A 24,029-nucleotide genomic window follows, 5' to 3' on the forward strand; every position below is an offset into this window, starting at 1 on the left:
GTGTCGCAAGAAGAGCTCGGCCGGACCCATAGGCATCGCGTCACGCTCCTCAGATCGGCTCCCTGGTTCAGATGGTTATATCGGTGCCCTCTGACAGTGTCCCACTGAGGAGGGAGCGCGCACTTGCGATCCAGGAGTCGTCGTCGAGCGGTAGATCCGCGCTGAACTCGTACGTGAACAGTGCGCGGATCGAATCGGGCCGGATCGTCTTGCGGCCCTCGTCATTCTCGACAACCAGAGCGGCATCGTCGAACCGGAGGCCAGTCTCATCGAGAGCCTCTGGGCTGTAGCCGGCGATAGATTCGATCCTGACGACGTACTCGGAGTCACCGCCACCCTCCGCCCATCGGAGGGCCTCGCGAAGGAGACCCTCACGCTCGTAGTCCGCGTCGACGTGGTGCGTCAGCTTGGTGGCGACAGACCTTCGACGCCCCGGTTCGCTGGGCCGGTACTGCCGCAGTTCTGCGGTGACCTTCTCGGCGTTCCGGATGAGCTCCATGATCCGGCGACGATCCGCAACCTGGTTGACCTTGGGACGCAGCCACCTGTCAGCATCGAGCCGAAAGCCTTCGTAGCCCAACCATCGAACCAACATCGTGATGGGGCATGTCCTCGCGATCGTTTCAACCACGAGACGCCCTTCGGGTCCTGACTCAGGGACAAACAGCAGGGCTCGGTATTCGTGGACTGGGGCACGCTGCGAGATGTCGACCGCGCCGTCGCGGCCTAGCGCTTCGTCGAACTCGCCGTGGTAGCCGTGCTTCAGCTTGTAGAGCGTCTGCCCCGGGCCAACGGCGCGGACGTCGTCACAGCGCAGTTGGGGAGTCTCGCGTGGAGGGTGCGGGTCCTCCTCCCACTCGGCAGGTCGGCGAAGATCCGGCACCCCGGAGACCAGCCCGCGCGTCATCAGCGACTCGCCGCACGCCACCAGAAGGTCTTCCGCAGAGGCACTGGCGCTCCCCCACGGCTCGCCGAGATCGAGGCGCGTGCGCTTCGATGGTCCCCGCGTCACCCAGAACTCGAAGACTCGTGCTCCGAACACCTGCTACCCCTATCTATCGCCTGGAGCTGTCGCTCACGACGGCTCATCCGAGCCTGAGTCCTGCGACTCCTCCCCCGATGTCGCGTCAGGCGCGGCGGCCGGCACTCCGGGGCGAGCCGCTAGCGCAAGCGCGTCGGGGGCGAGCGCGGCGGAGGACTCTGCATCGCGGCGCGCCTCGTCGAGCTCACGATTGGACCGCGCGAACTGCCGCACGATGTCAACGACCACGCGACGCTGGTCGGCGGAGAGCAGATCCGCGTCAGGCGGCAGGAGTTCGGCGAGCGGCTGCACCGGAAGCGGTTCACGGGCAGCCAGCAGGACCTCGACGAGCGGAACGCCGGAAAGCTCGGCGAGCGCTTCGAGGGTGCGGCGCGTAGGCCGAGAGGTGTAGGTGCCCGCGATGATCTTGTCGACCGTCGTGTACGAGAGTGTGAGGCCGCGCCGTTTGGCTTCGCGATCGAGCGCTCGCCCTTGCAGCCCTCCAGCTCGCTCCGATGCCCTGAGCGCAACGTCCCTCAGCGTGAGTGGATTCTTGGTCACGGTCCCGATCCTGTCGGCGCTGTTCTCGCTGATGCCACCTTCGGCCCTAGGGGAACACACAAGTGACAGCGCCACCTTACGGCCTGACCTGCAAGTTCGTGCGCACCTCTTGACAAGTGCGTGACAAGCGCGGCAGGCTCCACTTGTCACCCGGGACAAACGGAGGCACGATGGTCACCCGACGACCGAAAGTCAGATTCCTCAGGGAGGTGTGGATGCGAGTCAAGGACCCCGGTGCGATCCGTCGCGCAAGGCTCCGAGCCGGATACACCCAGTACGACCTCGCGGCGCTCGCGCGCTGCACGCAGGCGGCAATCTCGGCCCTAGAGACAGGCGCCATGCGCGGCTGCTCGCAAGATCTCGGCAGCACGATTGCGAAGTACCTCGACCGCGACGTGGAGGACCTCTTCGAGGCCCATGTCGGATCTCGCGCGCATCGAGTGACAAACGCGGCCGGCTCCGTTCGTCAGGTGGCGGTGTGACGACGCGTGACGAAGCGATCGCGAAGGCGGGTGCGTGCATCGCGGAGGGACGGCGTGTCCGCGACTCCCTGCCGGTCGCGGAGGCTGCGCGCCGCGCCCACGTCGCCGGCGGGCCGTCCATCGAAGAGCTCGAGCAGCTCATTGCCGCCCAGCGCGGCCAGCAGACCCAGACCGCACCCGACGCGGCCTGAACCCAAGCAGAACACAACGAAGCCCGGCACCCCTACCACGAGACACCGGGCTTCATCGATCGAACAGGAGACATCGTCCCATGAACACCCAGCACCTCCCCCGACACGCGAAGCCCGGGCCCCTCACCGGCAAGCTGCAGTTCCAGGAAGAGCGCGCGAAGCTCGCCGCCCGCAACGGCGAAACCTGCCCGCCCGTCCCAGGCCGTCACCGCGGTTCCCCCAAGCACACCGTCGTCACCGTCACCTCGACGCTGAGCATCCCCGACCGCGCGCGACGCGCCGGCGCGAACGCCATCACCGGCGAGTGGTGGGACCCCGAGACCAACACCTGGTACCGCCTCGACCGCACCGACTTCGGGTTCGCCGTCACCGACCCGTCCGAGGTCGACGCGCCGATCGACTACGAGCTCACCGAGCAGGCCGCCTGATGGGCGGGCGCTGGCAGTTCAGCTCCCACGCGGCCGACCGCGCGCCTGCCGAGGTCCTCGACCTCCGCGCCGCCCGCGCCCACCGCCTCGACGCGCACCTCGCCGAGCAGACCGCCGCCGCCGTCGCCCGCGTCCAGCAGGCCGACGGTCCGCCCCGGCACGCCCGCCGCCCCGCGTCGGGCCCGAACCCGCTCGGCGTCGCGATCGTCGCCGCCGCCGCGTTCGGCCTCATCGCCGCCGGCCTCGTCCTCGCCCTGTCGGCGCGGAACCTGTCCGCCGCGCACTTCACGGCCGTCGGGCTCGCCGCCGCGGGCTTCGGCCTCCTCGTCCGCCTGCACGTCGTCAACACCCGGAGGCCCCGATGAAGACCGCCCGTCCCCCGCGCGCCGCCGCCGTCATCGAGGACGCCGAGTTCCTCGCGTCCTGGGGCGTCGGCCTCACCGCCGCCGCGAAGCGCCTCGGGTACTGCTCCGCGAACTCGCTCGAGAAGACCCTGCACCGCCTCGGCCGGTACGACCTCGCCGCCCGGCTCCGCACCTTCGAGCCGCTGTCCACCCACGCCCTCGCCGCCTGAACGGAGACCCACAACCATGACCACCAACGACATCGCCACCCCGACGTCGGACGGCCTCACCGACGACCAGCTCGTCGTCGTCGAACAGCTCGCGATCCGGAAGGCCAAGCTCCGCGACGAGAAGACCTCGATCGACGAGGAGATCGCCGCGATCGACACCCAGCTCCGCGCGCTCCTCCCGGACGGGACGACGCAGGCCGGGCAGCTCAAAGTCATCGTGACCGTCCCGGCGCGCCTGGACACGAAGAAGCTCGCCGAGGCGTTCGGGCCGGCGCAGCACCCGGTGCTCTACCGGGCCGCGATCGACACGGCCGCGGTCAAGGAGCACATGTCCCCCGCCCAGCTGCGCCCCTTCCAGGTCGCGGGCGCGCGCACGGTGACGGTCCGATGACCGCCGTCGCAGCGCCCACGACCTGCGCCGAGTGCGGCGTCCCGCTCCGCGTCCGCGGTCTGCCGCGCGACGAGTGGCCCGCCGGGTCCAAGCAGCTCGCCGGTCACGGGAAGTGCGGCGCCTGCTACAGCCGCGAGCTCGCCGGCGGCGGTGTCATCCCCGTCATGCCGAAGACGATCGCGACGAAGGTCGTCGAGCCGCACGTCGCGGCGCGCCGCGCCCTGGCCGGCGACTGGGTCGAGTCGGCGGTGTGCAGGTCCCTCGACCCCGATCTGTGGTTCTCCGAGGCGCCGTCGGACGTCGCCCGCGCGGCAGCGTTCTGCGCGGTGTGCCCGGTCAAGGCCCTGTGCGCCGAGCGCGCGGAGGCCGCACGGGAGCAGTACGGGGTGTGGGGCGGCGTGAAGCGCAACGCCAAGCCGGAGCGCGTCCACGTCGTGGCGGTCGCAGCATGACCGGCGACGAGCAGCCCACCGTGCACCCGCCGTCGTCGCAGGCGGGCCTTCCCACGATCCGCGCCGGCGCTCGCGCCCGCGGCGCCGTGCAGTGCGGGGCCGAGCGCATCACGGACTCGATCGCGTACCTGACGCAGGCCGGCCACCCGATCTACCACATCGCGGTCTGCGACCGGCGGCCCGGGCACGACGGCCCGCACCAGGACAAGAGCATGCGCGCCTACGCCTGGTCCGACGACCGGGTCGTCCCGTGACGGCCGTCCTGCGGGCCCGGCACCGCCTCGCCCGCATCGAAGCCGCCGCCGCGGACGGTGCGACGACGCTCGCCGTCGCCGCAGACCTCGGGTGGCTCCCCCGCCAGGTGCACCGCTACCTCGAACGCCACAAGCGCCGCGACATCGCGGCCCAGCTGTCCCGCAACGACGCCAGGAAGGACACGTACCGATGAGCACACTGCCCCCGATCAGCGTCGGGCAGCTCCGGGAGATGAACGCCGAGACGCGTGCTCGCGTGATCGCCGCACGTGGCGCCGAGACGCGCCGAGCGCTCGCTCACCTCGCCGGCATCGCCGCGCAGAACAACGCCCACGCGGCCGCCGAGTACGCCCAGCTGGTCATCGAGCTGACGCGGGGCGAGTCATGACGGCCATGTCCGCGCTCGCGACCGAGTACCGCGACGCGTACCTGCACACCGGCACCGCCCCCGACGTCGCGTTGCGCGAGCTGCGCACGCTCGTCGAGGACGCGATCGCCAACAAGCCGCGGAACCACCAGAAGATCATCGGGCCCTCGGAGATCGGCACCGACTGCGACCACTGCCTCGCCGCGAAGCTCGCGCAGTGGGAGCAGCTCCCGAGCACAGCGTGGCTCCCGTACGTCGGGACCGCGATGCACGAGAACCTCGAGCGCGTCCTCCTCGACCGCGAGATGAACGCCTGGCTCAACCAGCGGCCGGGCCGGTACCTCGTCGAGGAGAAGACGATGGTCGGCCACATCGGCGGCCAGGAGATCTGGGGATCCACCGACGCTCTCGACGTCGCCGCCGGCCTGACCATCGACTGGAAGCTCGTCGGCGCGTCCACCCTCACCGCCGCCAAGGTCGGACCCTCGCCCGTCTACCGGGTCCAGGCCGACCTCTACGCGAAGGGGTGGAACGACGCCGGGATCCGCGTCGAGCACGTCTCGATCGTCTACCTGCCCCGCAACAGCGTGCGCGGACTCGACGACGCGATCTGGTGGCACGCCCCCACGACCGCGCCCGCGCCGTCGCCGCCCTCGACCGCGCCAACCGCCTCCACGACAACCTCCGCGCCCTCGAGGACGCCCTGGGCGTCGAGCAGCGCGACGCGTGGATCACCAGCCTCCCCAGGGCGCGGCACTGCTACGACTGCGCGCGCTTCCCCGACGGCGCCGGGCTCAACCCGCCCGGCCACCACGCTCCCGAGAAGGCGTTCGCCGACCTCCTCGGGTGACCCCAACCCACCGCAGTACCGACACCACAAGGAGCACCACCATGACCGACACCAACGACTTCCTCATGGGGTCCGGCTCGAAGTCCGCCTTCGGGCGCGACGACGCCGTCGGCTACACCGTGACCGGCAAGGTCCAGTCCGTCGAGGTCCGCCAGCAGACCGACCTCGACGGGAACCTCCTCACCTGGGACAACGGCGACCCGCGCATGCAGCTCGTCGTCACCCTCGCCACCGACCTGCGCGACGACCCCGAGGACGACGGCGTGCGCGCCGTCTACGTCAAGGGCTCCAAGGCGCCCGGGTCGAAGTCCGTGCACGACGCCGTCCGCGCCGCCGTGCAGAAGTCCGGCGCCAAGGGCCTCGAGGTCGGGGGCACCCTCACCGTCTCGTTCGTCGGGACGGAGCCGTCGAAGACCCGCGGGTACTCCGACCGCAAGCTCTGGGAGGCCCAGTACGCCGCCCCGGACAAGGCGGCCCAGTCGGGCGACTTCCTCGGCACCACCCCGGCCCCGACGACGACGCCGGTCCAGGCAGCGCCGCCCGCCCCCGCGCCGTCGGGCTCCGACGCCGGGGAGAAGGCGCGGCAGCTCGTCGCGCTCGGCCTCGACGACGCCACGATCGCCGGCGCCACCGGCCTCGACGCGTCCGTCATCGCGCTCCTGCGCACCGCCGCCTGACCGCGGCACCCCGCGCGCGCAACCGGCGCGCCCCAGCCCGTTCGATCCGGGGCGCGGGGACCACCAGCACCTCCAACACCTTCGACGTCCCGGGAGGACGACATGACCGACACCAAGCTCCCCCAGCCGTTCCGCTCCGGCGACGTCCGACCCGGCAACGTGCTCGCCGTCGACGGTCTTCGCGGTCGCTGGTCGGTGTGGTCTGCCGGGCCCGAGTCGTCGACGTGGTGGCTCCTTCCGATCGACGACGCGGCGCGGGCCGACGTCAACCGGAACGCGGCGTCGATCCTGCACCGGTCGGCTGGCGCCATCGCCGTCGCGACGAAGAGCCTCCGGAACGCGCGATGACGACGCTCGCGGCCGCCGCACACACCACCTTCTGGCGCGCCCACGACCTCTGGGAGACCGAGCACCCCGACCCGCCCGACAACGAACTCGACGACGACCGCATCGACCGCCTCACCGAAGACGACCAGGAGCCCCAGTGACCAACGACGTCCTCACCGCCGCCCTCGAGCTGCTGGACGCCGGCTACTCCGTCATCCCCATCCGCGACGACGGCACCAAGGCCCCCGCCCTCACCGCCTGGAAGCAGTACACCGACCAGCGCCCCGACGACTCCCGGGTTCGCGCCTGGTTCACCCACCCCGGCTACGACCTCGGCGTCGTCCAAGGCCACGTCTCCGGCAACGCCGTCATGATCGAGATCGAGGGCCGCGCCGCCCACCACCTCCCCGACCTCGCGCAGCTCGCCACCGACACCGGCCTCGGCGACCTGTGGGCCCGCGTCACCTCCGGGTGGCTCGAGCACTCCCCGTCCGGCGGCGTCCACTTCCACGTCCGCACCGACTCCCACCAGCCCGTCCTCGGCAACCAGAAGCTCGCGCGGGCCGCCGACGGCCTCGTCCTCGCCGAGACCCGCGGCGAAGGCGGCCAGGTCGTCGTCGCCCCGTCACGCCACCACGCATCCGGGCGCCCGTGGGTGCGGCTCGCCGGCGGTCCTGCAGACGCTGCCGTCCTCACCCCCGAGGAGCTCGACGCGTTCTGCGCGATCCTGCGCACCCTCGACGAGCAGCCCGAGCACGCCACCACGTCGACGCCCGTCGCCCCGCACGACCCCACCCAGGGCGTCACACCCGGCGACGACTACGAGAACCGCACCGACTGGGCCGACATCCTCACCCCCACGGCTGGACCCTCGTCTCCGCCCGCGGCCGCACCCGCTACTGGCTCCGCCCCGGCAAGGACCGCGGGCAAGGCATCAGCGCGACCACCGGGCACGCCGACGACCGCGACCGCCTCTACGTCTTCACCTCGTCCACCGACTTCGCCCCCGAGGTGCCGTACACGAAGCTCGGCGCGCTCGCCGTCCTCGAGCACGGCGGCGACCACACCGCCGCCGCCAAGGCCCTCGCCGCCGCCGGATTCGGGCAGCGCGCCACCGCTCTGCGCCCCGTGCCCGACCACCCGACCGCCGACGACCTCGCCGGCCTCATCGCCCCCACCGCCGACGGCGCGCTCCCCGTCCCGCCCGCGCCGCGCCCGCAGCTCCACGTCGTCGACGAGCCCGCCCCCGAGCAGGTCGCCGACCGCGTCGCGACCCCCGACCAGGACAACACCGCCCTCCTGTTCGTCGACGCCCACGCCGACACCGTCCGCTACGCCACCGGCCGCGGACGATGGCTCACATGGACCGGCCACCACTGGTCCGTCGACGACCGCGAGCTCGTCCGCGAACACGCCCGCACCCTCGTCCGCCGCCTCCCCGGAGGCGAAGGCTGGGAGACCTACCGCAAGAAAGCCCTCAGCGCCCGCGGCGTCACCGACGTCCTGCGACTCGCCCAATCCGACCAGCGCATCGTCGTCGCCGCGAAGGAGCTCGACGCTCGCCCCTACGAGCTCAACACCCCCGCCGGCATCGTCGACCTGCGCACCGGGACACTGTCCCAACCCGACCCCGCGGCCCTGCACACCCGCACCACCACCGTCGCGCCCGACTTCGACGCGTCCCACCCCTGTGGGACCGGTTCCTCGCCGACACGTTCGCCGGCGACCCCGACATGATCGCCTTCGTCCAGCGCGCCGTCGGCATGTCCCTCGTCGGCGCCGTCCTCGACCAGGTCTTCTTCTTCGCCCACGGGTCCGGCGCCAACGGCAAGTCGACGTTCATGTCGACCCTGCAGCACATCGTCGGCCTCGGCGCCGACGGGTACTCCGGCCAAGCGCCCGCCGAGATGCTCCTCGCGACCCGCAACCACGGGCACCCCACCGAGCTCGCCCGACTGCAAGGACAGCGCCTCACCGTCACCTCCGAGATCAACGAGGGCCAGACGTTCGACGAGGCCCGCATCAAGTCCCTGACCGGCAAGGACACGATCTCCGCCCGGTTCATGCGCGAGGACCTCTTCGACTTCACGCCCACCCACACCCTGTGGGTCCTGTCCAACCACGAACCGGAGGTCCGGGTCGGCGGGCTCGCGTTCTGGCGGCGCGTCGTCATGGTCCCCTTCGTGCACACCGTCCCCGAGGGCGCCCGCGTCAAGGACCTCGAGGAACGCCTCATCGCCGACGAGGGCCCCGCGATCCTCGCGTGGGCGATCCGCGGCGCAGCCGACTACTTCGCCCGCGGCCTCGCCGCCCCCGACGCCGTCACCGCAGCCACGAAGGCGTACGAGACCGAACAGGACACCGTCGCCGGGTTCGTCACCGACTGCTGCGTCACCGGCGACCCGAACCGGCAGGACCTGCGCGTGCGGTCCGCGCAGCTGCGCACCGCGTACGAGCGGTGGTGCACCGACGCCGGCGCAACCCCCATGTCCCCGAAGACGTTCACCGTCGCGCTGCGGTCGAAGTACGGGATCCGCACCGAGCGGTCGAACTCGGCCCGATACCTCGCCGGCATCCGCCTCAACGACATCGAGGACGACGGCCCCGACGCGTCACGGGACGCGTCACCGACCCTCGACGAGCGCCTCGACCAGCAGGGGTGGCGGTAGCCCATGGCAACGAATCGTGACGCGTGCGTGCCTGTTCGTGACGCGTACCCACAGCACGCGTCACGCGCTCTGACCTGCAGTTATGACGCGTGGTGACGCGATGACGCGACTTTCCAACATGACGCCCTACGCCCGCACGTACGTACGTGCGTTGCCGTCATACCCAACCCACGCATCACGCGTCACGACCACCACGACGGAGGAACCCGATGAACGACCCGGCCGCCTCGGTGCCTGACCCTTTCTGGGCCGACCGCCTCGCGAGCTCCAGCACCGACAAGGAGCTCATGGGGTACGCCTGGTCGTACCTCCTCGCGACCCTGGCCGCGACGCCGCCCAGCAACGCCGTACGCCGCAACGAGCTGCACCGCGACGTCGCCGCACTCCTCATCGAGGCGGCGAAACGAGCATGACTGCCCTGTTCGACCTCGAACCCGACGACCTCGACGCCGCCGCGACCTCCGAGCCCGCCTGGGTCACCGCCTTCACCACCACCCACGGCGCCACACCCACCCTCGCCTCCGGACGAGCCCTTCCACGCCCCTGCCCCCGCTGCGCACGCTGGACCGTCGTCGGCCTCGACGCACCCCGCTGCGCCGGCCTCGCACGCTGCGACCCCCACCCCCTCACCCCACAACTCGAAGCCGCCGCCGTCATCCTCGACACCCCCACCTGGCAGCTCTGGACCTTCGCCGGCCGCCACGAGCTCACACCCCGCCACGAACCCCACGTCCCACCCCTGGCCCGCCTCGCACCCGCCGACCACGTCGTCGTCCTCGCCGCCCACGTCTGCGGGCGCCCACCCCTCTCACGCGCACCCCTGCGCCTCCGCACCACCCGCACCGCCGACCCCATGCACGGCGAACCGCCGTACTGACCCCAAGGAGCACCCCATGCCCAACCTGCCTTCGAACAGCCACGCCGACCGGGCCGGAGACCGCCTGGACCGCGCCTACACAGCCGACCCGGACCACGCCCGGTACCTGCTCGCCGAGGCCCAGACGGAAGCGAGCCTCGCCGTCGCCCACGAGCTGCGCACCGCGAACATGCTCGCCGCCCTCGCCACCACCTTCGCCGACGGCTCCGCGAGCTTCCCCGGAGAGACCGACACGCTACGGGCCGACATCCTGAGCAGACTCGGCTACGACGCCGCCTGGTACGGGACACTGGAGGCGCACGCGTGAAGATCGTCGGCCTCGACCTCTCCTCACCTCCACCGGCGTCGCCGTCATCGCCGGCCGCCACGCCGCTGTCGACCGCATCCAGACCAAGCCCGACCACGACGACCTCCACGGCCGCCACAACCGCCTCCGCCGCATCGTCGCGAACGTCGCCTCCTGGACCGACGGCGCCGACCTCGTCGTCATCGAAGGCCTCGCCTACGCCGCACGATCCCCGCACGCCACCGAACGCGCCGGCCTGTGGTGGCTTGTCATCGACCGCATCGTCCAGCACGTCGACGCCGTCGCCGTCGTCCCGCCCACCACCCGCGCGAAGTACGCCACCGGCAAGGGCAACGCCGGCAAGGACCAGGTGCTCGCCGCCGTCATCCGCCGCCACCCCACCGTCGACATCACCGGCAACGACGAAGCCGACGCCCTCATCCTCGCCGCCATGGGCGCACGCCACCTCGGCCACCCCATCGACGACGTCCCCGCCACGCACCTCGCCGCCATGAACGGCGGCCAGTGGCCCGATCTCGAGGAGCTCGCTGCGTGAACGTGACCTTCACCGATACGGTGACGCCGTGCAGATCACCGAGGCAGTCACGACCGTTCAACGCGCCGCCGTCCAGCGGCTCTTCGCGAGTGCGATTCACGGCATCGCACCCAACGCCGTGCCCGCGCCGGAGCACGACTACCTCTACGCCCCCGTCATCGCTCAGGCCCGCGACGAAGACGGTCACCTCCTCGGCGCTGCACTCTCGTGCCGTGCACAAGTCGCGGCCGGCTCCGCGATCCTGGGGAGCCGAGGACCCTACGCGAACGTGCTGGACAAGCACAGCGAACTCGACCTACTGGCGGTTGAGCCGAACGCCCGCGGCCGCGGCATTGGCGGCGCGCTCGTGCACCACCTCGAGACTCGCCTCGCCTCCACAGGCGTCCGCGCATGGTTCGGCGTCGTCACCGCAGACCTGCAGGCGGACCAGCTCGAGAAGTTCTACCGTCGCCACGGCTTCACCATCACCGAGCCTGGCCAGCCGCTCCCGAACCTGCTCGGCAAGAGGTGGTTCCCCGAGCGTGGCGCCGACGAGGTCGCGTTCTACTTCTACAAGCGCCCCGCGGCACAGAGCTTCCAGTAGCAGAGTCGTCGCCGGGACGTCCCATGGGCGTCCCGTGTGTGTTGACTGCAGTGTGGACGATGGGTCCATGGTCGGTGTCACGATTCGCTCACATCGCGGCGATGTCACGGTTTTCGCGCGTTGGCAGATTCATTGGCTGCGTCGAAGCCGCGAGTTACGGGTGGTACTTCTTGACAGCCTCGTCGTTGATGTTGGCGGCGAGCCGACCCATCAGATCGACACACTCCGTTGCGTTCTCGACGGTCAGGCTCGGCCTCATCCCTCGATGCACGATCTTGTGTCTCATCTCCGTGAAGTGTTCGACGCGCGCTCGCCAGTTCGTCGGCAACCCCACCTCCGACAAGTCAACGCCGCAGTACTTCAGCCCGTTGACGACCGCGCTGACTCCGTGGAAGGACTTCGATTCCAGCCACTTATCGAGCGCTGCTTGCAACTCCTCACGCCGACGCTCAGGCGTCGGTGCCAGCGCAACACGGAGCGCGAGGGCCGGGTCGTCTCTCGCGATGTTGCGAAGCGGCTCGTGCAGCGCGTCACCGTTTCCGCCGAACCGGGGCACAATTTCGAGGATCAGTTCGTGGACAAAATTGTCCAGCGCCCCGATCGAAAAGACGACTGCACCCTGCAGCAGAGCGCGCTCGATCTCCTGCGGCCGCCCAGCCTTCCGAGCCAGCGTGAAGTCCTGGATCAGAAAGCTTGCTCGCGCGTTGTTCTTCTCGAAGATCGCGAAGGACTCGCACTTCTTCTTCTTCGGCCCCATGCCGAGACGCTCCATCCGAGAACGCCACGTGTCAAGGATGGAATCCACGAGCAGGAGGAACCGTGATCGCTGTCGACGAGCTCTACACCACCGCCCGCACCCTCACCGCCGCACCCCACGGCCTCCTCCGCCGCGTCAACGCCCTCATCCCCCACGCCTCGAACACCGTCGCGGAGTCGCAGCTCGGCGGGCGCGCCGACATCCACCGCATCCCCTGGAACGGGCCCGCCGCGAACCTCGCCCTCGACATCGCCGCGGCCGTCCGCCGCCACGAGTCCACGCTCACGCTGCTCCTGTTCCAGCAGGCGCGGTTCCGGCCCGACGGCGACCGCCAGACCCTCGACGCCATCGGGCGCCTGCCCGTGCTCGTCGACCACGCCATCGCGTCAGGGCACGGCGGCCGGCCCCGGTCCGCGACGCCGCCCACGACCTCACCGCCTGGGCGCGTCGCTGCCGCGCGCTCCTCGACGAAGCCCACGACGACGAGCAGCCCTGGACGCCCGCACCCTCGGCGCTCCCGCCGTGCCCTGACTGCAATCGGCGCCTGTACCTCGCGCCCGGATGGCAGTACGCCGGCGACGCCGCCGATGTCTTGTGCCGCACCTGCCGCGACGACGACGGACAGCCCCTGCGATGGGACGCGGGGACGTGGCTCGCCGTGCTCGCGCACCGGAGCGCGGCCACCGCGGCGTGAGGTGGGCGGCGGCCGGTACGCTCCGGCCCATGCAGGACACCACCACGACGTGGGACGTGCTCTCGTCCATCGGATCGTTCGGCGCGCTCGTCATCGTCGCCGCGTCCAGCGTCGTCGCACTCGTTCGCTGGTGGGTCACGCGCGATGACCGCGAGCGGGCGCGCGAGGTCCGCGTCGCCGAGCAGATTGCAAGCGACACGGCTGCGCGCCAGGCGCAGGCGCTCAGGGTCATCGCCTGGCATGAGGTCCAGCAACGCGAGGTCGGCCCTCGGCTGGGCTCGACGTTCATGACGTCAGTGGACGCCGCAGTCGTCTTCAACGGCTCGGAGCAGACCGTGTTCGACGTCGAGGTCGGCCTCGTCACCGACAGCACGAATCGTTGGATCGAGGTCACGCACTGTGCCGTCCTCCCACCTGGCGCCCCCATGGCCTACGTCGCACCCGAGCGCGTGCTCGAAGCTGACGGGCGCGCTCGTGCCGTTATGACGTTCCGCGATGTGGCCGGTCGGTGGTGGCGCCGCTTCGAGAACGGCGGGCTGCAGCGCGTCGACGAGCACGGCGTGCCGAGCGACGACACGCCGGACTGACCTGCGCCTTGACCCCTTATCCACAGGCCCGCATACTGGGCGTGCGTTCGGCATGCCCGAACACACCCACACGACCCCCGTCGAGCCCACCAGCTCCGGGGGTCGCCCCATGTCCGCGCGACGTCAACAGCCCGCCCGGCGCGGTGAGACCAGCCCAGGCAGGTGACGAGCGATGCCCGCTGCCCGCCCCTGGACCGCCGCCGACGACCAACACCTGCGCGACCTCGCCGCCGCCGGCCACTCCGTCCGCGACATGGCCGCCGAGCTCGACCGGTCCAAGACCGCCGTCGGGCGCCGCATGCAGCACCTCGGGATCCTCGTCGACCGCACCGCGACCCTCGCCGCGACGACCGCGAACGTCACCGACGCCCGCGGCCGGCGCGCGGCGCTCGAGCTCGCGCTCCTCGAGGACGCCGAACGCCTGCGGTCCCAGCTGTGGAGGCCGCACCTGTACTGGGACTGGGGCGGCAAGGACCACGACTACGACGAGAAGGAAGCCCCGGAGCCGATCCCCTCGGACAAGCTGAAGCTCGTCCAGGCCGCCGGGGCCGCGATCGACCGGTCGCTGAAGATCGCCGTGCACGACGCGGACGGCGGGATCGTCGACGCCCTGTCGATGCTCGACGGCATCGCGAACGCGATCACTGCCGCCGCCGACCAGGATGGTGCACCATGACGCCCGTCGCGACCGCGACGCCGGCCGTCGTCGCCGCCGTCCGCCAGCAGCTCTCCCCGCGCAGATCCGCTCTATCGCCCACGCGGACGCCCGCGTCGTCCAGTGGACTGGGAGCATCCGGTCAGGGAAGACGATCGCGTCGCTGCTGCGCTGGCTGCTGTTCGTCGCGAAGGCCCCGCGCGGTGGTGAGCTCGTCGTCGTCGGCCGCACCCGCGAGTCCATCGCCCGCAACGTCTTCGGCCCCCTCAAGGACCCGTCCCTGTTCGGCACCCTGGCACGGCACGTCGCGTACACCGCGGGCGCACCGACTGGCGTCATCCTCGGGCGGACGGTTCACGTCCTCGGCGCGTCTGACGCCCGCTCCGAGGCCGTGCTGCGTGGCCTGACCGTGGCCGGCGCGTACGTCGACGAGTCGACCCTCGTCAGCGAGGCGTTCTGGACGCAGCTCCTCGGCCGCATGTCCGTGCCCGGAGCGCAGCTGTTCGCGACGACGAACCCCGACGGGCCCGCGCACTGGCTCAAGCGGCAGGTCATCGACCGCGCCGCCGAGCTCGGCTACCAGGTCCACCGGTTCCGCCTCACCGACAACACGCACCTCGACCCCGCTTACGTCGAGCAGGTGCAGCGCGAGTACGTGGGCCTCTGGTACCGCCGGTTCATCCTCGGCGAGTGGGTCCAGGCCGCCGGCGCCGTCTACGAGCAGTGGGACCCAGCCCGCCACGTCATCGACCCCGACGCGCTCCCCACGATGGACCGGGTGCTCGCGCTCGGCGTGGACTACGGCGACCAGCACGCGACCCGCGGCTACCTCCTCGGCGTCGGGCCCGACACGCGCGACGGCGCGACCGGGGACCGGCTGTACGTCCTCGACGAGTGGGCGCCGGGGCACGCGACGATCGGCGAGCACGCCACCTCGCTGCGCACTTGGCTCGCCGCCCGGCCGCACGACGCGTGGCAGCGACCCGAGTGGGTCGCCGTCGACTCCGCCGCGGCGTCGTTCCGGCACCAGCTGTTCCACGACGGCGTCCCCGGCGTCCGCAACGCCCACAAAGCCGTCCTGCCCGGCATCCAGCTCATCGCGTCGCTGCTCGCCGTCGACAAGCTCGTCGTGTCGGCGACGTGCCCTCGTCTGATCGAACGGATCACCGGGTACGTGTGGGACGACAAGGCCACCGCGCGTGGTGAGACGGCGCCGGTGAAGGCCGACGACGACGAGGTCGACGCCCTGCGGTACGCGATCTACACGACCCGCCACGACTGGCGTTCCGCCGTCCCCGTCGCACCCGCGATGGACGACGCGCCCGGCGCCGACACGACCGACTGACCGGCTACCGACCGCGGCGACGCTTCCGAAGCTCCGGGTTGTCGCGCCTCCGGATGTACACGGTGTAGGCGATCGGCACGACGAGAAGCACGACCAGATACAGCCAGCTCACACCGTCCACGGCCCGAGCGTCCCACACCACCGAGGAGGCCCGCATGCCGCTGCCCCAGAACGGCACCGCGTGGCCCCCGAAGGTCCTCGCCCCGATCCGCACCCAGCAGGACGTCTGGGACGCCTGGTACGTCGGCACCCCCGACCGCCTCACCGCGGCGTACCGGACGGCGCAGCGCGACGACCGCGCGTCCACCACACGCCGGGCCCAGTACGCCGGCGGCGTCGTCGGGTCCCTCGCCAGGTTCTGGTGGGGCCGACCCGACAACGGGCTCGCGCAGCGCCGCGACCAGACCCACGTCCCGATCGCCGCGGACCTGTGCCGCGCGTCGGCGGACCTGCTGTACGCGGAACCGCCCGTCGTCACGACCGACAGCGAGGACACGGCGACGAACGCGCGCGTGGCCGGGTACGTCGACGACGCCCTCGCCACCACGCTCGCCGCCGGGGCGGAGCTCGGCGCCGCGCTCGGTGGCCGGTACCACCGGGTCACGTGGGACCCGCAGCTCGCCGACGCCCCGTTCGTCACGACGGTCGACGCCGACGCCGCGCTCCCCGAGTTCCGGTGGGGGCGCCTTGTCGCTGTCACGTTCTGGCACGTCGTCGGTCACCACGGCGGGACCGTGTGGCGGCACCTCGAGCGCCACGAGCTCGACCCGGCCGGCTTCGGGCTGGTCTTCCACGCCCTGTACGAGGGCACCGGCGACAACCTCGGCCGCGGGGTCCCGCTCGTCGAGCAGCCGGCGACGGCGCCGCTCGCCGACCTCGTCGCAGCGGACGGTGCGCTCGCCGCGGGCCGCACCCCGGGCCTCGCCGTCGTGTACGTGCCGAACCAGACACCGCAGCGGCGGTGGCGGGACCACCCGATCGGCCGCGCGCTCGGCCGCTCGGACCTGGACGGCGTCGAGGGCCTGATGGACAACCTCGACGAGACGTGGTCGTCGCTGATGCGGGACATCCGCCTCGCGAAGGCCCGCCTCATCGTCCCGACGACGTACCTCCAGGACGCCGGGCCCGGCAAGGGCGCGTCGTTCGACCTGGACGCCGAGGTGTACGAGGCCGTCAAGGCCCCGCTCGGCGACGTCAACGGCGCGCTCGCAATCACGGCGCAGCAGTTCGCTATCCGCGTCGACGAGCACCTGCGCACCGCCGACAGCCTCGTCGCACGGATCATCCAGTCCGCCGGGTACGCCGGTGCGACGTTCGGTGAGGACGGCGGCGACGGCGGGGCGATCACAGCTACCGAGGTGCATGCCCGGGAGCGGGCGTCGTTCCAGACGCGGGACCGGAAGATCCGGCTCGAGCGGCCCGCGGTGCAGCAGCTCATGGGCAAGATGCTCACGATCGACGCCTCGGTGTTCGGCACCCAGCTCGACACGAGCGCGCACGTCACGGTCACGTTCCCGGACTCCGTGCAGGACAGCGTCCTGACGCTCGCGCAGACCGCGCAGGCCCTCGAAGCCGGCCGCGCCGCCTCGACCCAGGTCAAGGTGCAGCTCGTGCACCCGGACTGGGGCAAGGAGCAGGTCGACGAGGAGGTCGCCCGGATCGTCGCCGAGCAGTCGTTGACGTCCCCGGACACCGTCCCGACGTTCTGACGGGAGGCCCGTCGTGCCGGTCGACCCGTCGTTCGGTGAGCGCCTCGCGCGCCGCGTCTCCACCCTGTACGCGCAGGCCGAGCTCGTCGTCCTCCGCCTCATCCGCGACCGCGTCGCACGAGGCCTGGACGCACCGGACTGGGCGGAACAGAAGGCGCTGCAGCTCGAGGCGCTGCGCCGGGAGATCGCCGAGCAGCTCGCGACCGTGCAGGACGCGGCGACGAAGGAGCTGCTGCAGGTGATCCTCGACGCCGCGGCGGCGGGCGAGGGCGCGGCGGCCGCCGACCTGACCGCGCTCGGCCTCGAGGTGCCGTCACTGTCGCCGGCGGCGCAGGCCGCGGTGCAGCAGATCGCCGCGGAGACGACGTGGAAGCTCCGCGCCCTCCCGGCGACGGTGCTGCGGGCGTCGACGGACGCGTACCAGCGGGTCGTCGCGCAGGCCGCGTCGACGGTCGTCGTCGGGGCGCAGACGCGCCGGCAGGCCGCGCAGCAGGCGATGGACGGGCTCCTGGGTCGCGGGATCGGCGGGTTCACGGACTCGGCCGGGCGGCGGTGGCAGCTCGCGTCGTACGTCGAGATGGCCGTGCGCACCGGCGCCGGCGGGGCCGCGATCCAAGGGCACGTCGCGACGCTCTCGGCGTCGGGCCTGGACCTGGTGCTCGTGTCGGACGCGCCGCGGGAGTGCCCGCTGTGCCGACCGTGGGAGGGCAAGGTTCTCTCGATCAGCGGGCAGTCCGTCGGGACGGTCGAGGTCCGGTCCGCGACGACGGGCCAGCCGGTGAAGGTCCACGTCGCCGGGTCGGTGGCCGAGGCGCGGGCGGCGGGGTTCCAGCACCCGAACTGCCGGCACAGCTTGAACGCGTACGTGCCGGGTGCCACGGTCGCGCCGAAGCCGCGCAGCTCGCCTGAGGGGTACGAGGCGCAGCAGCGGCAGCGAGCGCTCGAGCGCGGGATCCGAACGTGGAAGATGCGCGAGGCGATCGCCCTCGACGAGCCCGGCCGCCGGGCCGCGGCGGCGAAGGTCGCGGAGTGGCAGGCCGCACTCCGGGCTCACCTGGCGGCGAACCCGGAGCTGAAGCGGCAGTCGGCGCGCGAGCAGATCGGGAAGGCGCGCTAGCTCAGTGCGGCTGCGCCGGGTTCAGGAGCCACGCGCGCGCTTCCGCGAGGTCCTTCGCCGCCGTGGAGTACTCCAGGGCGTGTGCCCCGGGCGCCTCCTGCGCCTTCGCCGCGAGCTTCACGATCGCTGCCTCGAGCGCGTCCGCGCTTGCCTTCTCTGCCATGTCGTCCGATCCCTTCGTTGGTCGCGCGCCTGGTGCGTGCGACCTGGCCCGAACCGTAGGGCCGACCACCCACAACAGCGCCCGGGAGGCACTGGACCATGTTCCACACCACCAGCATCACGCACGTCACCCTGCCCACCCCGGGCATGCCCCGCCGCTTCGAGCGCCTGCGCTTCTTCTCCGCGCCCGCCGACGCCATCGCCGGCCCCGACGGCGCCAGCCAGGAGAGCGCACCGGGCGACGACGGGCAGAAGCCGACCACGCCGTCGCCCGCTGACCTCGCCGCGGCCGTCCAGCAGCGCCAGGTGCAGCAGCCGAAGGGCGACGACGGCGGCGAGTGGGACGGCAAGGTCGACTCCCTGCCGCCCGGCGTCCAGAAGCTCATCGGCGACCTGCGCAAGGAGGCCGGCGACGCCCGCGTCAACGCGAAGCAGAGCGCCGCGCAGGAGGCCCGCGACGCCCTCGCCCAGGAGATCGGCAAGGCCCTCGGCCTCGTCAAGGGCGACGAGGCACCCGACCCCGCCAAGCTCGCCAAGACCGCCGCCGACTCCGCGTCCGAGGCTCGGCAGGCGCGCGTCGAGCTCGCCGTGTTCCGCGCCGCCCCCGGCCTCAAGGCCGATCCCGGCGCCCTCCTCGACTCCCGCGCCTTCCTGACGAAGGTCGCGGACCTCGACCCCACCGACGACGGCTTCGCCGACGCGGTGAAGACCGCCATCACCGACGCGGTCAAGGACAACCCCAAGCTCGCGACCCAGGCGGTCGGAGCGTCCAGCGTCGACCACGCCGGCGGGACCGGCGAGAAGACCAAGCCCAAGTCCCTCGCCGACGCCGTCACCGCGGCGTACGGCCAGTAGCCCAAGGAGCCTACCCATGCCCGTCACCCTCGTAGAGGCCAAGAACAACACCCAGGACGACGTCGACGTCGCCGTCATCGACGAGTTCCGCAAGGAGTCCGAGATCCTCGACTCCTCGTCTTCGACGACGTCGTCAACCCGTCCGGCGGCGGCGACACCCTGACCTACGGGTACCGCCGTCTCGTCACCCAGCCCACCGCCGCGACCCGCGCGATCAACAGCGAGTACACGGCCCAGAACGTCACCACGACCCGGTACACGACCGACCTTGCCGTCATGGGCGGCAGCTTCGAGGTGGACCGCGTCGTCGCGAAGCTCGGGCCCGCCGCGTCGGGTGCCGTGACCCTCAACCTCAACCAGAAGATCAAGGCGACGCGGACGAAGTTCCAGGACCTCGTCATCAACGGCGACACCGCGACCGACGCCAACGGCTTCGACGGTCTCGACAAGGCCCTCACCGGGTCTGACACCGAGATGAACGTCGACGTGGTCACGGACTGGTCCTCGTTCTCGGACGCGAACGCCGCGAACGTGGCGCTCGACGTCATCGACGAGTTCCTCGCGCTCCTCGACGGCACACCGACGATCGTGCTCGGCAACGCGAAGGCGCTCGCTCGATTCCGGGCCGCGGCCCGCCGCGCCGGGATGTACACGCAGAACCCGGTCGACGGGCTCGTCGGGCAGAACGGGCGCCCGATCGTCCGCGAGCAGTACGGGTCGATCGTGTTCGCCGACCCGGGCGCGAAGGCCGGGACGAACGACCCGATCATCCCGATCGAGACCCGCACGGTCGCGACCGTTTCGACGACTGGCCTGACGGACCTGTACGCGTACCGCGTCGGGCTCGACGGGTTCCACGGAATCTCGACCGTCGGCGGCCAGCTCGTGGCCACGTTCCTGCCCGACTTCACCACGCCCGGCGCGGTGAAGAAGGGCGAGGTCGAGCTCGGCCCGGTCGGTGTCGCTCTCAAGGCGACGAAGGCCGCGGCCGTCCTGCGCAACATCAAGGTGCAGGGCGACTGATGGCTACCGTGCGCACCCCCGTAGCGGGGTTCAACGGGACCGTCGTCGGCGTCGACTTCAAGGACGGCACCGGCGAGACGGAGGACGCCGCGGCGCTGGCGTACTTCGCGCGCCACGGCTACACGGTCGAGGCGCCTGAGACGCCGCCCTTCCCGGAGGGCGACCCGTCGGCGAGCTGGAAGGCCCCCGAGCTCAAGGCGTACGCCGCCGAGCACGGGGTCGACCTCGGCGGCGCGACCAAGAAGGAGGACGTCCTGGCCGTGCTCGTCGGCAAGGCGGCCTCCGACGAGCAGACCGGCGACGGCGAGCAGCCGACCGAGTGAGACCGCGCCGGGCCAGGGAGACGGCCACGCACCCTGGCCCGGCGCACCCACCGACACGAAGGGCACGACGATGAGCCTCGTCTACGCCACACCCGCCGACCTCGCCGCATGGACGGGCACGGCCGCGCCCGCGAACGCGGTGACGCTGCTGCGGGTCGCGTCGGGCCTCGTACGCCGCGCGACCGTCACCGCCTGGTACGCGACCAACGACACCGGCGCACCGACAGACCCCGACGTCGTGCAGGCGTTCAGCGATGCGACGTGCGCGCAGGCCGCCACGTGGGCCACGCTCGGGATCGACCCGACGACGGCCGGCGTGGACACGGGCACGGGCGGGCGGGTCGTCGCGTCGAGGGCCCTCGGCCCGGCGAACATCTCGTACGCCGGCGCGGACGACACCGCGGCGCGGCGCGCGCAGCTCGCCGACGACCTCACCCCGGAGGCGCTGGGGATCCTCGCGGATGCGGGCCTGGTTCGTGGGGTCCGCACCCACGGATGACGCGTGCATGACGCGACCGAATCTCACGCGTCACGCCTCTGACCTGCGCGTATGACGCAGATGACGCGATGACACGACTTTCTAGGTTGCGGCCCTACGCGCCCGCACACGCCTGAGAGCAACCCGCAGACGCGTCATACGCGTCATACGCGTCATCGGAGGCGATCGTGAGCGAGCTCGACGACTTCTTCGTCCACACCGTGACCCTCACCCCGAAGACCGGAGACAGCGGCTACGGCCCCACCTTCGGCACCCCGACCGACGTGGCGTGCTTCGTCGACGACACCGTGCAGCTCGTCCGCGCCCCCGACGGCGAACAGGTCGTCTCCTCGTCCACCGTCTACGCGCCGCCCGGTGCACCCGACGGGCCACCCGGGTCGACGATCACGTTCCCGGACGGCCGGGTCTCGACCGTCATCACGCAGGCTCGCCGCACGTCTGGGCCGCTCGACCTGCCCGACCACGTCGCATGGACGGTGACCTGATGGCGAGCATGCAGCCCGGCAGGTACCGGCCCGGCGCCCTGCGCGCCGCCATCGAGCGCGGTCTCGGCGTCGCAGCCGAGCACGTCCTCACCGTCTCGAACGCCCGCGTCCCGCACGAGGAAGGCACCCTCGAGCGGTCGGGCGCGACCTCGCAGAACGGCACGACGGTCGCGATCTCGTACGACACGCCGTACGCGGTCCGCCAGCACGAGGACCTGTCACTGCGGCACGACGAGGGCCGGCAGGCGAAGTACCTCGAGTCCGCGCTGAACGACGAGGCCCGCACCGTCGGGGACATCGTCGCCCAGGCGGCTCGCGAAGCCCTCGGGAGCAGCTGATGGGCTGGACCACCGACCTCCTCGAAGGCGTCGCCCAGATGCTCGCTGACGCGGGCGTGGGTGTGTGGCGGCCCGATGGGCCGGCGTACACCGCGTCCGAGGTCGGGATCGTCGTCGGGCGCATGCCCGCGTCCCCCGACCAGGTCCTCGCGATCACCTCCTACCCCGTCACCTCCAGTGCCCTCTCGGACACCGTGATCGGTGTGCAGGTCCGCGCCCGCGGGCCGCGTGGCGCTGACCCGCGGCCCGTCAACGACCTCACGGACGCCGTGTACGAGCACCTCCACGGCGTCGAGCAGCTCACGTTCGGAGGCGTGTACGTGGCGCACGCCTGGCGCGCGTCCCTCGCGCTCCTGGGCGCCGACGACGCCGGCCGCGAGGAGACGAGCTCGAACTTCTACGTCACGACCGCGCACGCGTCCGTGTACGTCACCGACTGACCGCCCCGGAGGCGGGACACGTCGCGCACCGCCCGGGCGGCGGGCGCACCCACACGACCACCAGCACACCCCACCACCGGGAGACACCATGCCCATCGAGGCCCTCAACCCGACCGTCAACACGACGTGGCGCTGCGACGTCGACGTCGCCTCCGACCCCGACAACCCGTCGTGGGTGCAGGTCCGCGGACTCAACGCCCTGCAGCCCGTCGTCAACCCGACTACCCAGGACGCATCCGACTACGACTCCCCTGGCTGGGGCTCGGACGCCGTCACGCAGCGCAAGTGGCAGCTGACCGCGACCGCGCTCCGCAAGATCGACTCCGCCGGGGCCTACGACGTCGGCCAGGAGTTCCTGCGCGGCGCCGCGGACTCCTCGAGATCGTGCACGTGCGCTGGTACGAGCGGCAGGGCTCCGACGGCGAGGCCTACGAGGGCGACGCCCTCGTGCAGTGGGCACCGAACGGTGGCGACCCGACCGGCCTCAACTCCGTCGCGATCACACTCCTCGGGCAGGGCGCCCGCGAGCCGATCACGAACCCGACCGGGGAGGCGACCCTGCCGGCCCTGACGTCCGCGTCGCCGTCGGCGGCCGCGCAGGGCGCGCAGGTCGAGATCCGCGGTGCATACCTGGGCGGTGCGACGTCGGTGAAGTTCGGGGCCACCGCGGCCACGAGCTTCCTCGTCGTCAACTCGGCCACGATCGTCGCCGTCGTCCCGGCCGGGTCGGCGGGCGCCGCGAACATCACGGTCGTCACGCCGGCCGGCACGTCCGACGCGCTCGCGTACACGCGCGGCGCCTGACCGACGAGGGAGAGCTGACCCGTGGCCGAGCAGTTCACCGACCTGTCCGACGTCCTCGACGGCAACCTCCTCGAGCTGCCGGTGGCGGGGCGCACCTTCGTGGTGCCCTCGCCGCCGGCGCTCGTCGGGCTCCGCCTGCAACGCGTCTTCGCCGCCGCCTCCACGCCGGCGAAGCAGCGCACCAACGCCCAGCGCGACCTCCTCGCCCGCGACGAGGAGGAGTTCATGCGCGACGCCCTGGGACCCGTGTTCGACGAGATGGCCGACGCCGGCATCACGCTCGAGGTCCTCAAGCACGCCGCGTACACCGCCTACTTCGCTGTGGTGACGAACGTCGACGTGGCGCGGGCGTTCTGGGAGCGTCCGCTGGGGGAAGCGGAGACGTCGACGAGCACCGACCCCGAACCGTCGACGACTACGCCCGAGGCGACGACGGCGACGGGATCCCCGAGTACTACGACATCCCGCCCGAAGAAGAAACACGCCTCCTGACACCGTCCGTCCAGGTCACCTGGGCGGCGATCCTCGACGCGTGGGACGACGTCGAGGTCGACCTGCACGCACGGTTCGGCCTCGACGTCGCCACCCCAGGTCTCCTGGCCGCCCGGTCGTGGCGGTGGCTGTCTCTGCGGGTCCTCGCGCTCCTCGACCCCCCGTACACGACCCGGCTCGCGAGGGCCCTCGGACTCA

The 24,029-nt window shown here is 71.8% G+C and carries 41 protein-coding genes and 1 pseudogene; 37 read left to right on the plus strand and 5 right to left on the minus strand.

The annotated features are described in order from the left end of the window. Nucleotides 1–67 precede the first annotated feature (67 nt). Together QQK45_RS21195 and QQK45_RS21200 are read right to left on the minus strand one after the other, a co-directional pair. Nucleotides 68–1,042: a hypothetical protein gene (locus QQK45_RS21195; RefSeq protein WP_284294872.1), complete on the minus strand. Its 975-nt coding sequence runs from the start codon at nt 1,040–1,042 to the stop codon at nt 68–70. A gap of 33 nt (nt 1,043–1,075) precedes the next feature. Further along, on the minus strand, nt 1,076–1,582 hold the full coding sequence (locus QQK45_RS21200) for a radical SAM family protein (protein ID WP_284291130.1): 507 nt from the start codon (nt 1,580–1,582) through the stop codon (nt 1,076–1,078). A gap of 215 nt (nt 1,583–1,797) precedes the next feature. Here QQK45_RS21200 and QQK45_RS21205 point away from each other — a divergent pair, with 215 nt between their 5' ends. The 10 genes from QQK45_RS21205 to QQK45_RS21250 all read left to right on the plus strand — a co-directional run bounded on the left by QQK45_RS21205 (nt 1,798) and on the right by QQK45_RS21250 (nt 4,742). After that, on the plus strand, nt 1,798–2,064 hold the full coding sequence (locus QQK45_RS21205) for a helix-turn-helix transcriptional regulator (protein ID WP_284291131.1): 267 nt from the start codon (nt 1,798–1,800) through the stop codon (nt 2,062–2,064). Beyond that, entirely contained in the window at nt 2,061–2,255 is a 195-nt protein-coding gene (locus QQK45_RS21210; protein ID WP_284291132.1) for a hypothetical protein, read from the plus strand. Before QQK45_RS21205 ends, QQK45_RS21210 begins: the two co-directional genes overlap by 4 nt. A gap of 80 nt (nt 2,256–2,335) precedes the next feature. Then, nucleotides 2,336–2,683, plus strand: a complete 348-nt coding sequence (locus QQK45_RS21215) for a Kelch repeat-containing protein (RefSeq protein WP_284291133.1) — start codon at nt 2,336–2,338, stop codon at nt 2,681–2,683. Further along, a complete protein-coding gene (locus tag QQK45_RS21220; protein ID WP_284291134.1) occupies nt 2,683–3,048 on the plus strand; it encodes a hypothetical protein in 366 nt (121 codons plus the stop codon). The genes QQK45_RS21215 and QQK45_RS21220 overlap by 1 nt, the downstream gene beginning before the upstream one ends. Beyond that, on the plus strand, nt 3,045–3,257 hold the full coding sequence (locus QQK45_RS21225; protein ID WP_284291135.1) for a hypothetical protein: 213 nt from the start codon (nt 3,045–3,047) through the stop codon (nt 3,255–3,257). The genes QQK45_RS21220 and QQK45_RS21225 overlap by 4 nt, the downstream gene beginning before the upstream one ends. 16 nt (nt 3,258–3,273) lie before the next feature. Continuing rightward, nucleotides 3,274–3,648 carry a hypothetical protein gene (locus QQK45_RS21230; RefSeq protein WP_284291136.1) on the plus strand — a complete coding sequence of 125 codons (375 nt, stop codon included), beginning with the start codon at nt 3,274–3,276 and terminating at the stop codon, nt 3,646–3,648. Continuing rightward, a complete protein-coding gene (locus tag QQK45_RS21235; RefSeq protein ID WP_284291137.1) occupies nt 3,645–4,100 on the plus strand; it encodes a WhiB family transcriptional regulator in 456 nt (151 codons plus the stop codon). Before QQK45_RS21230 ends, QQK45_RS21235 begins: the two co-directional genes overlap by 4 nt. Then, on the plus strand, nt 4,097–4,354 hold the full coding sequence (locus tag QQK45_RS21240; RefSeq protein WP_284291138.1) for a hypothetical protein: 258 nt from the start codon (nt 4,097–4,099) through the stop codon (nt 4,352–4,354). Before QQK45_RS21235 ends, QQK45_RS21240 begins: the two co-directional genes overlap by 4 nt. Further along, complete coding sequence (locus QQK45_RS21245) at nt 4,351–4,548, plus strand: type 2 periplasmic-binding domain-containing protein (protein ID WP_284291139.1); 198 nt, start codon at nt 4,351–4,353, stop codon at nt 4,546–4,548. The genes QQK45_RS21240 and QQK45_RS21245 overlap by 4 nt, the downstream gene beginning before the upstream one ends. Then, the gene (locus QQK45_RS21250) at nt 4,545–4,742 is read left to right on the plus strand and encodes a hypothetical protein (RefSeq protein ID WP_284291140.1); all 198 of its coding nucleotides are present in this window, start codon (nt 4,545–4,547) and stop codon (nt 4,740–4,742) included. Before QQK45_RS21245 ends, QQK45_RS21250 begins: the two co-directional genes overlap by 4 nt. Here QQK45_RS21250 and QQK45_RS21255 read toward each other — a convergent pair. Beyond that, nucleotides 4,714–5,187: a hypothetical protein gene (locus tag QQK45_RS21255; RefSeq protein ID WP_284291141.1), complete on the minus strand. Its 474-nt coding sequence runs from the start codon at nt 5,185–5,187 to the stop codon at nt 4,714–4,716. The two genes, QQK45_RS21250 and QQK45_RS21255, sit on opposite strands and share 29 nt — an antisense overlap. A 147-nt stretch (nt 5,188–5,334) precedes the next feature. Here QQK45_RS21255 and QQK45_RS21260 point away from each other — a divergent pair, with 147 nt between their 5' ends. The 11 genes from QQK45_RS21260 (at nt 5,335) to QQK45_RS21310 (ending at nt 11,546) form a co-directional block, all read left to right on the plus strand. Continuing rightward, nucleotides 5,335–5,571 carry a hypothetical protein gene (locus QQK45_RS21260; RefSeq protein ID WP_284291142.1) on the plus strand — a complete coding sequence of 79 codons (237 nt, stop codon included), beginning with the start codon at nt 5,335–5,337 and terminating at the stop codon, nt 5,569–5,571. 41 nt (nt 5,572–5,612) lie between these two features. Continuing rightward, a complete protein-coding gene (locus QQK45_RS21265; protein WP_284291143.1) occupies nt 5,613–6,248 on the plus strand; it encodes a hypothetical protein in 636 nt (211 codons plus the stop codon). Between the two features lie 102 nt (nt 6,249–6,350). Continuing rightward, on the plus strand, nt 6,351–6,596 hold the full coding sequence (locus tag QQK45_RS21270) for a hypothetical protein (RefSeq protein ID WP_284291144.1): 246 nt from the start codon (nt 6,351–6,353) through the stop codon (nt 6,594–6,596). Then, nucleotides 6,593–6,736, plus strand: coding sequence for a hypothetical protein (locus QQK45_RS21275; protein ID WP_284291145.1), 144 nt, complete (start codon nt 6,593–6,595; stop codon nt 6,734–6,736). Before QQK45_RS21270 ends, QQK45_RS21275 begins: the two co-directional genes overlap by 4 nt. Before the next feature lie 850 nt (nt 6,737–7,586). Continuing rightward, on the plus strand, nt 7,587–8,312 hold the full coding sequence (locus QQK45_RS21280) for a hypothetical protein (protein WP_284291146.1): 726 nt from the start codon (nt 7,587–7,589) through the stop codon (nt 8,310–8,312). Then, complete coding sequence (locus QQK45_RS21285) at nt 8,309–9,244, plus strand: DNA primase family protein (RefSeq protein ID WP_284291147.1); 936 nt, start codon at nt 8,309–8,311, stop codon at nt 9,242–9,244. Before QQK45_RS21280 ends, QQK45_RS21285 begins: the two co-directional genes overlap by 4 nt. Before the next feature lie 209 nt (nt 9,245–9,453). Beyond that, nucleotides 9,454–9,657, plus strand: a complete 204-nt coding sequence (locus QQK45_RS21290) for a hypothetical protein (protein ID WP_284291149.1) — start codon at nt 9,454–9,456, stop codon at nt 9,655–9,657. Further along, the gene (locus QQK45_RS21295; RefSeq protein WP_284291151.1) at nt 9,654–10,121 is read left to right on the plus strand and encodes a hypothetical protein; all 468 of its coding nucleotides are present in this window, start codon (nt 9,654–9,656) and stop codon (nt 10,119–10,121) included. The genes QQK45_RS21290 and QQK45_RS21295 overlap by 4 nt, the downstream gene beginning before the upstream one ends. Nucleotides 10,122–10,137: 16 nt before the next feature. Next, complete coding sequence (locus tag QQK45_RS21300; protein ID WP_284291153.1) at nt 10,138–10,428, plus strand: hypothetical protein; 291 nt, start codon at nt 10,138–10,140, stop codon at nt 10,426–10,428. A gap of 349 nt (nt 10,429–10,777) precedes the next feature. Further along, nucleotides 10,778–10,963: a hypothetical protein gene (locus tag QQK45_RS21305; RefSeq protein WP_284291155.1), complete on the plus strand. Its 186-nt coding sequence runs from the start codon at nt 10,778–10,780 to the stop codon at nt 10,961–10,963. Nucleotides 10,964–10,991: 28 nt separating this feature from the next. After that, the gene (locus QQK45_RS21310) at nt 10,992–11,546 is read left to right on the plus strand and encodes a GNAT family N-acetyltransferase (protein WP_284291157.1); all 555 of its coding nucleotides are present in this window, start codon (nt 10,992–10,994) and stop codon (nt 11,544–11,546) included. A gap of 154 nt (nt 11,547–11,700) precedes the next feature. On the opposite strand, the gene QQK45_RS21315 is transcribed toward QQK45_RS21310, so the two are convergent. Then, complete coding sequence (locus QQK45_RS21315) at nt 11,701–12,351, minus strand: hypothetical protein (RefSeq protein ID WP_284291159.1); 651 nt, start codon at nt 12,349–12,351, stop codon at nt 11,701–11,703. A gap of 675 nt (nt 12,352–13,026) precedes the next feature. Between QQK45_RS21315 and QQK45_RS21320 the strand changes: the two genes are divergently transcribed. From QQK45_RS21320 to QQK45_RS21340, 5 genes are all read left to right on the plus strand, one after another. Continuing rightward, entirely contained in the window at nt 13,027–13,584 is a 558-nt protein-coding gene (locus tag QQK45_RS21320; RefSeq protein ID WP_284291163.1) for a hypothetical protein, read from the plus strand. A 172-nt stretch (nt 13,585–13,756) separates the two neighbouring features. After that, the gene (locus QQK45_RS21325; RefSeq protein WP_284291165.1) at nt 13,757–14,260 is read left to right on the plus strand and encodes a hypothetical protein; all 504 of its coding nucleotides are present in this window, start codon (nt 13,757–13,759) and stop codon (nt 14,258–14,260) included. Next, nucleotides 14,247–15,584: a PBSX family phage terminase large subunit gene (locus tag QQK45_RS21330; RefSeq protein ID WP_284291167.1), complete on the plus strand. Its 1,338-nt coding sequence runs from the start codon at nt 14,247–14,249 to the stop codon at nt 15,582–15,584. The genes QQK45_RS21325 and QQK45_RS21330 overlap by 14 nt, the downstream gene beginning before the upstream one ends. Before the next feature lie 155 nt (nt 15,585–15,739). After that, on the plus strand, nt 15,740–17,293 hold the full coding sequence (locus tag QQK45_RS21335; protein ID WP_284291169.1) for a phage portal protein: 1,554 nt from the start codon (nt 15,740–15,742) through the stop codon (nt 17,291–17,293). Between the two features lie 13 nt (nt 17,294–17,306). Next, nucleotides 17,307–18,410 (plus strand): phage minor capsid protein, encoded by a 1,104-nt coding sequence (locus QQK45_RS21340; protein WP_284291171.1) that lies wholly within the window; start codon nt 17,307–17,309, stop codon nt 18,408–18,410. Between the two features lies 1 nt (nt 18,411). Here QQK45_RS21340 and QQK45_RS21345 read toward each other — a convergent pair whose 3' ends face one another. Next, complete coding sequence (locus tag QQK45_RS21345) at nt 18,412–18,573, minus strand: hypothetical protein (RefSeq protein ID WP_284291173.1); 162 nt, start codon at nt 18,571–18,573, stop codon at nt 18,412–18,414. Between the two features lie 98 nt (nt 18,574–18,671). On the opposite strand from QQK45_RS21345, the gene QQK45_RS21350 reads away from it, so the two are divergent. The 11 genes and pseudogenes from QQK45_RS21350 (at nt 18,672) to QQK45_RS21395 (ending at nt 23,831) form a co-directional block, all read left to right on the plus strand. Beyond that, complete coding sequence (locus tag QQK45_RS21350; protein ID WP_284291175.1) at nt 18,672–19,427, plus strand: hypothetical protein; 756 nt, start codon at nt 18,672–18,674, stop codon at nt 19,425–19,427. A 16-nt stretch (nt 19,428–19,443) separates the two neighbouring features. Next, on the plus strand, nt 19,444–19,590 hold the full coding sequence (locus QQK45_RS21355) for a hypothetical protein (protein ID WP_284294873.1): 147 nt from the start codon (nt 19,444–19,446) through the stop codon (nt 19,588–19,590). Further along, on the plus strand, nt 19,587–20,450 hold the full coding sequence (locus QQK45_RS21360) for a major capsid protein (protein WP_348525379.1): 864 nt from the start codon (nt 19,587–19,589) through the stop codon (nt 20,448–20,450). Before QQK45_RS21355 ends, QQK45_RS21360 begins: the two co-directional genes overlap by 4 nt. Continuing rightward, nucleotides 20,450–20,773 (plus strand): hypothetical protein, encoded by a 324-nt coding sequence (locus QQK45_RS21365; protein ID WP_284291179.1) that lies wholly within the window; start codon nt 20,450–20,452, stop codon nt 20,771–20,773. The genes QQK45_RS21360 and QQK45_RS21365 overlap by 1 nt, the downstream gene beginning before the upstream one ends. 70 nt (nt 20,774–20,843) lie before the next feature. After that, nucleotides 20,844–21,272, plus strand: coding sequence for a hypothetical protein (locus QQK45_RS21370; RefSeq protein ID WP_284291181.1), 429 nt, complete (start codon nt 20,844–20,846; stop codon nt 21,270–21,272). Nucleotides 21,273–21,439: 167 nt separating this feature from the next. Continuing rightward, nucleotides 21,440–21,757, plus strand: a complete 318-nt coding sequence (locus tag QQK45_RS21375; protein ID WP_284291183.1) for a hypothetical protein — start codon at nt 21,440–21,442, stop codon at nt 21,755–21,757. Then, nucleotides 21,757–22,095, plus strand: coding sequence for a hypothetical protein (locus QQK45_RS21380; protein ID WP_284291185.1), 339 nt, complete (start codon nt 21,757–21,759; stop codon nt 22,093–22,095). The genes QQK45_RS21375 and QQK45_RS21380 overlap by 1 nt, the downstream gene beginning before the upstream one ends. Then, nucleotides 22,095–22,535, plus strand: a complete 441-nt coding sequence (locus QQK45_RS21385; protein ID WP_284291187.1) for a minor capsid protein — start codon at nt 22,095–22,097, stop codon at nt 22,533–22,535. The genes QQK45_RS21380 and QQK45_RS21385 overlap by 1 nt, the downstream gene beginning before the upstream one ends. 88 nt (nt 22,536–22,623) lie before the next feature. Beyond that, nucleotides 22,624–22,899: pseudogene (locus tag QQK45_RS23545) on the plus strand (phage tail tube protein); the annotation flags it as partial. 26 nt (nt 22,900–22,925) lie between these two features. Further along, a complete protein-coding gene (locus tag QQK45_RS21390; protein ID WP_284291189.1) occupies nt 22,926–23,339 on the plus strand; it encodes an IPT/TIG domain-containing protein in 414 nt (137 codons plus the stop codon). A gap of 21 nt (nt 23,340–23,360) precedes the next feature. Beyond that, a complete protein-coding gene (locus tag QQK45_RS21395) occupies nt 23,361–23,831 on the plus strand; it encodes a DUF7426 family protein (protein ID WP_284291191.1) in 471 nt (156 codons plus the stop codon). Nucleotides 23,832–24,029 lie beyond the last annotated feature (198 nt).

The sequence above is a fragment of the Luteimicrobium album genome, from assembly GCF_030161555.1.
Taxonomy (GTDB): Bacteria; Actinomycetota; Actinomycetes; order Actinomycetales; family Cellulomonadaceae; genus Luteimicrobium; species Luteimicrobium album.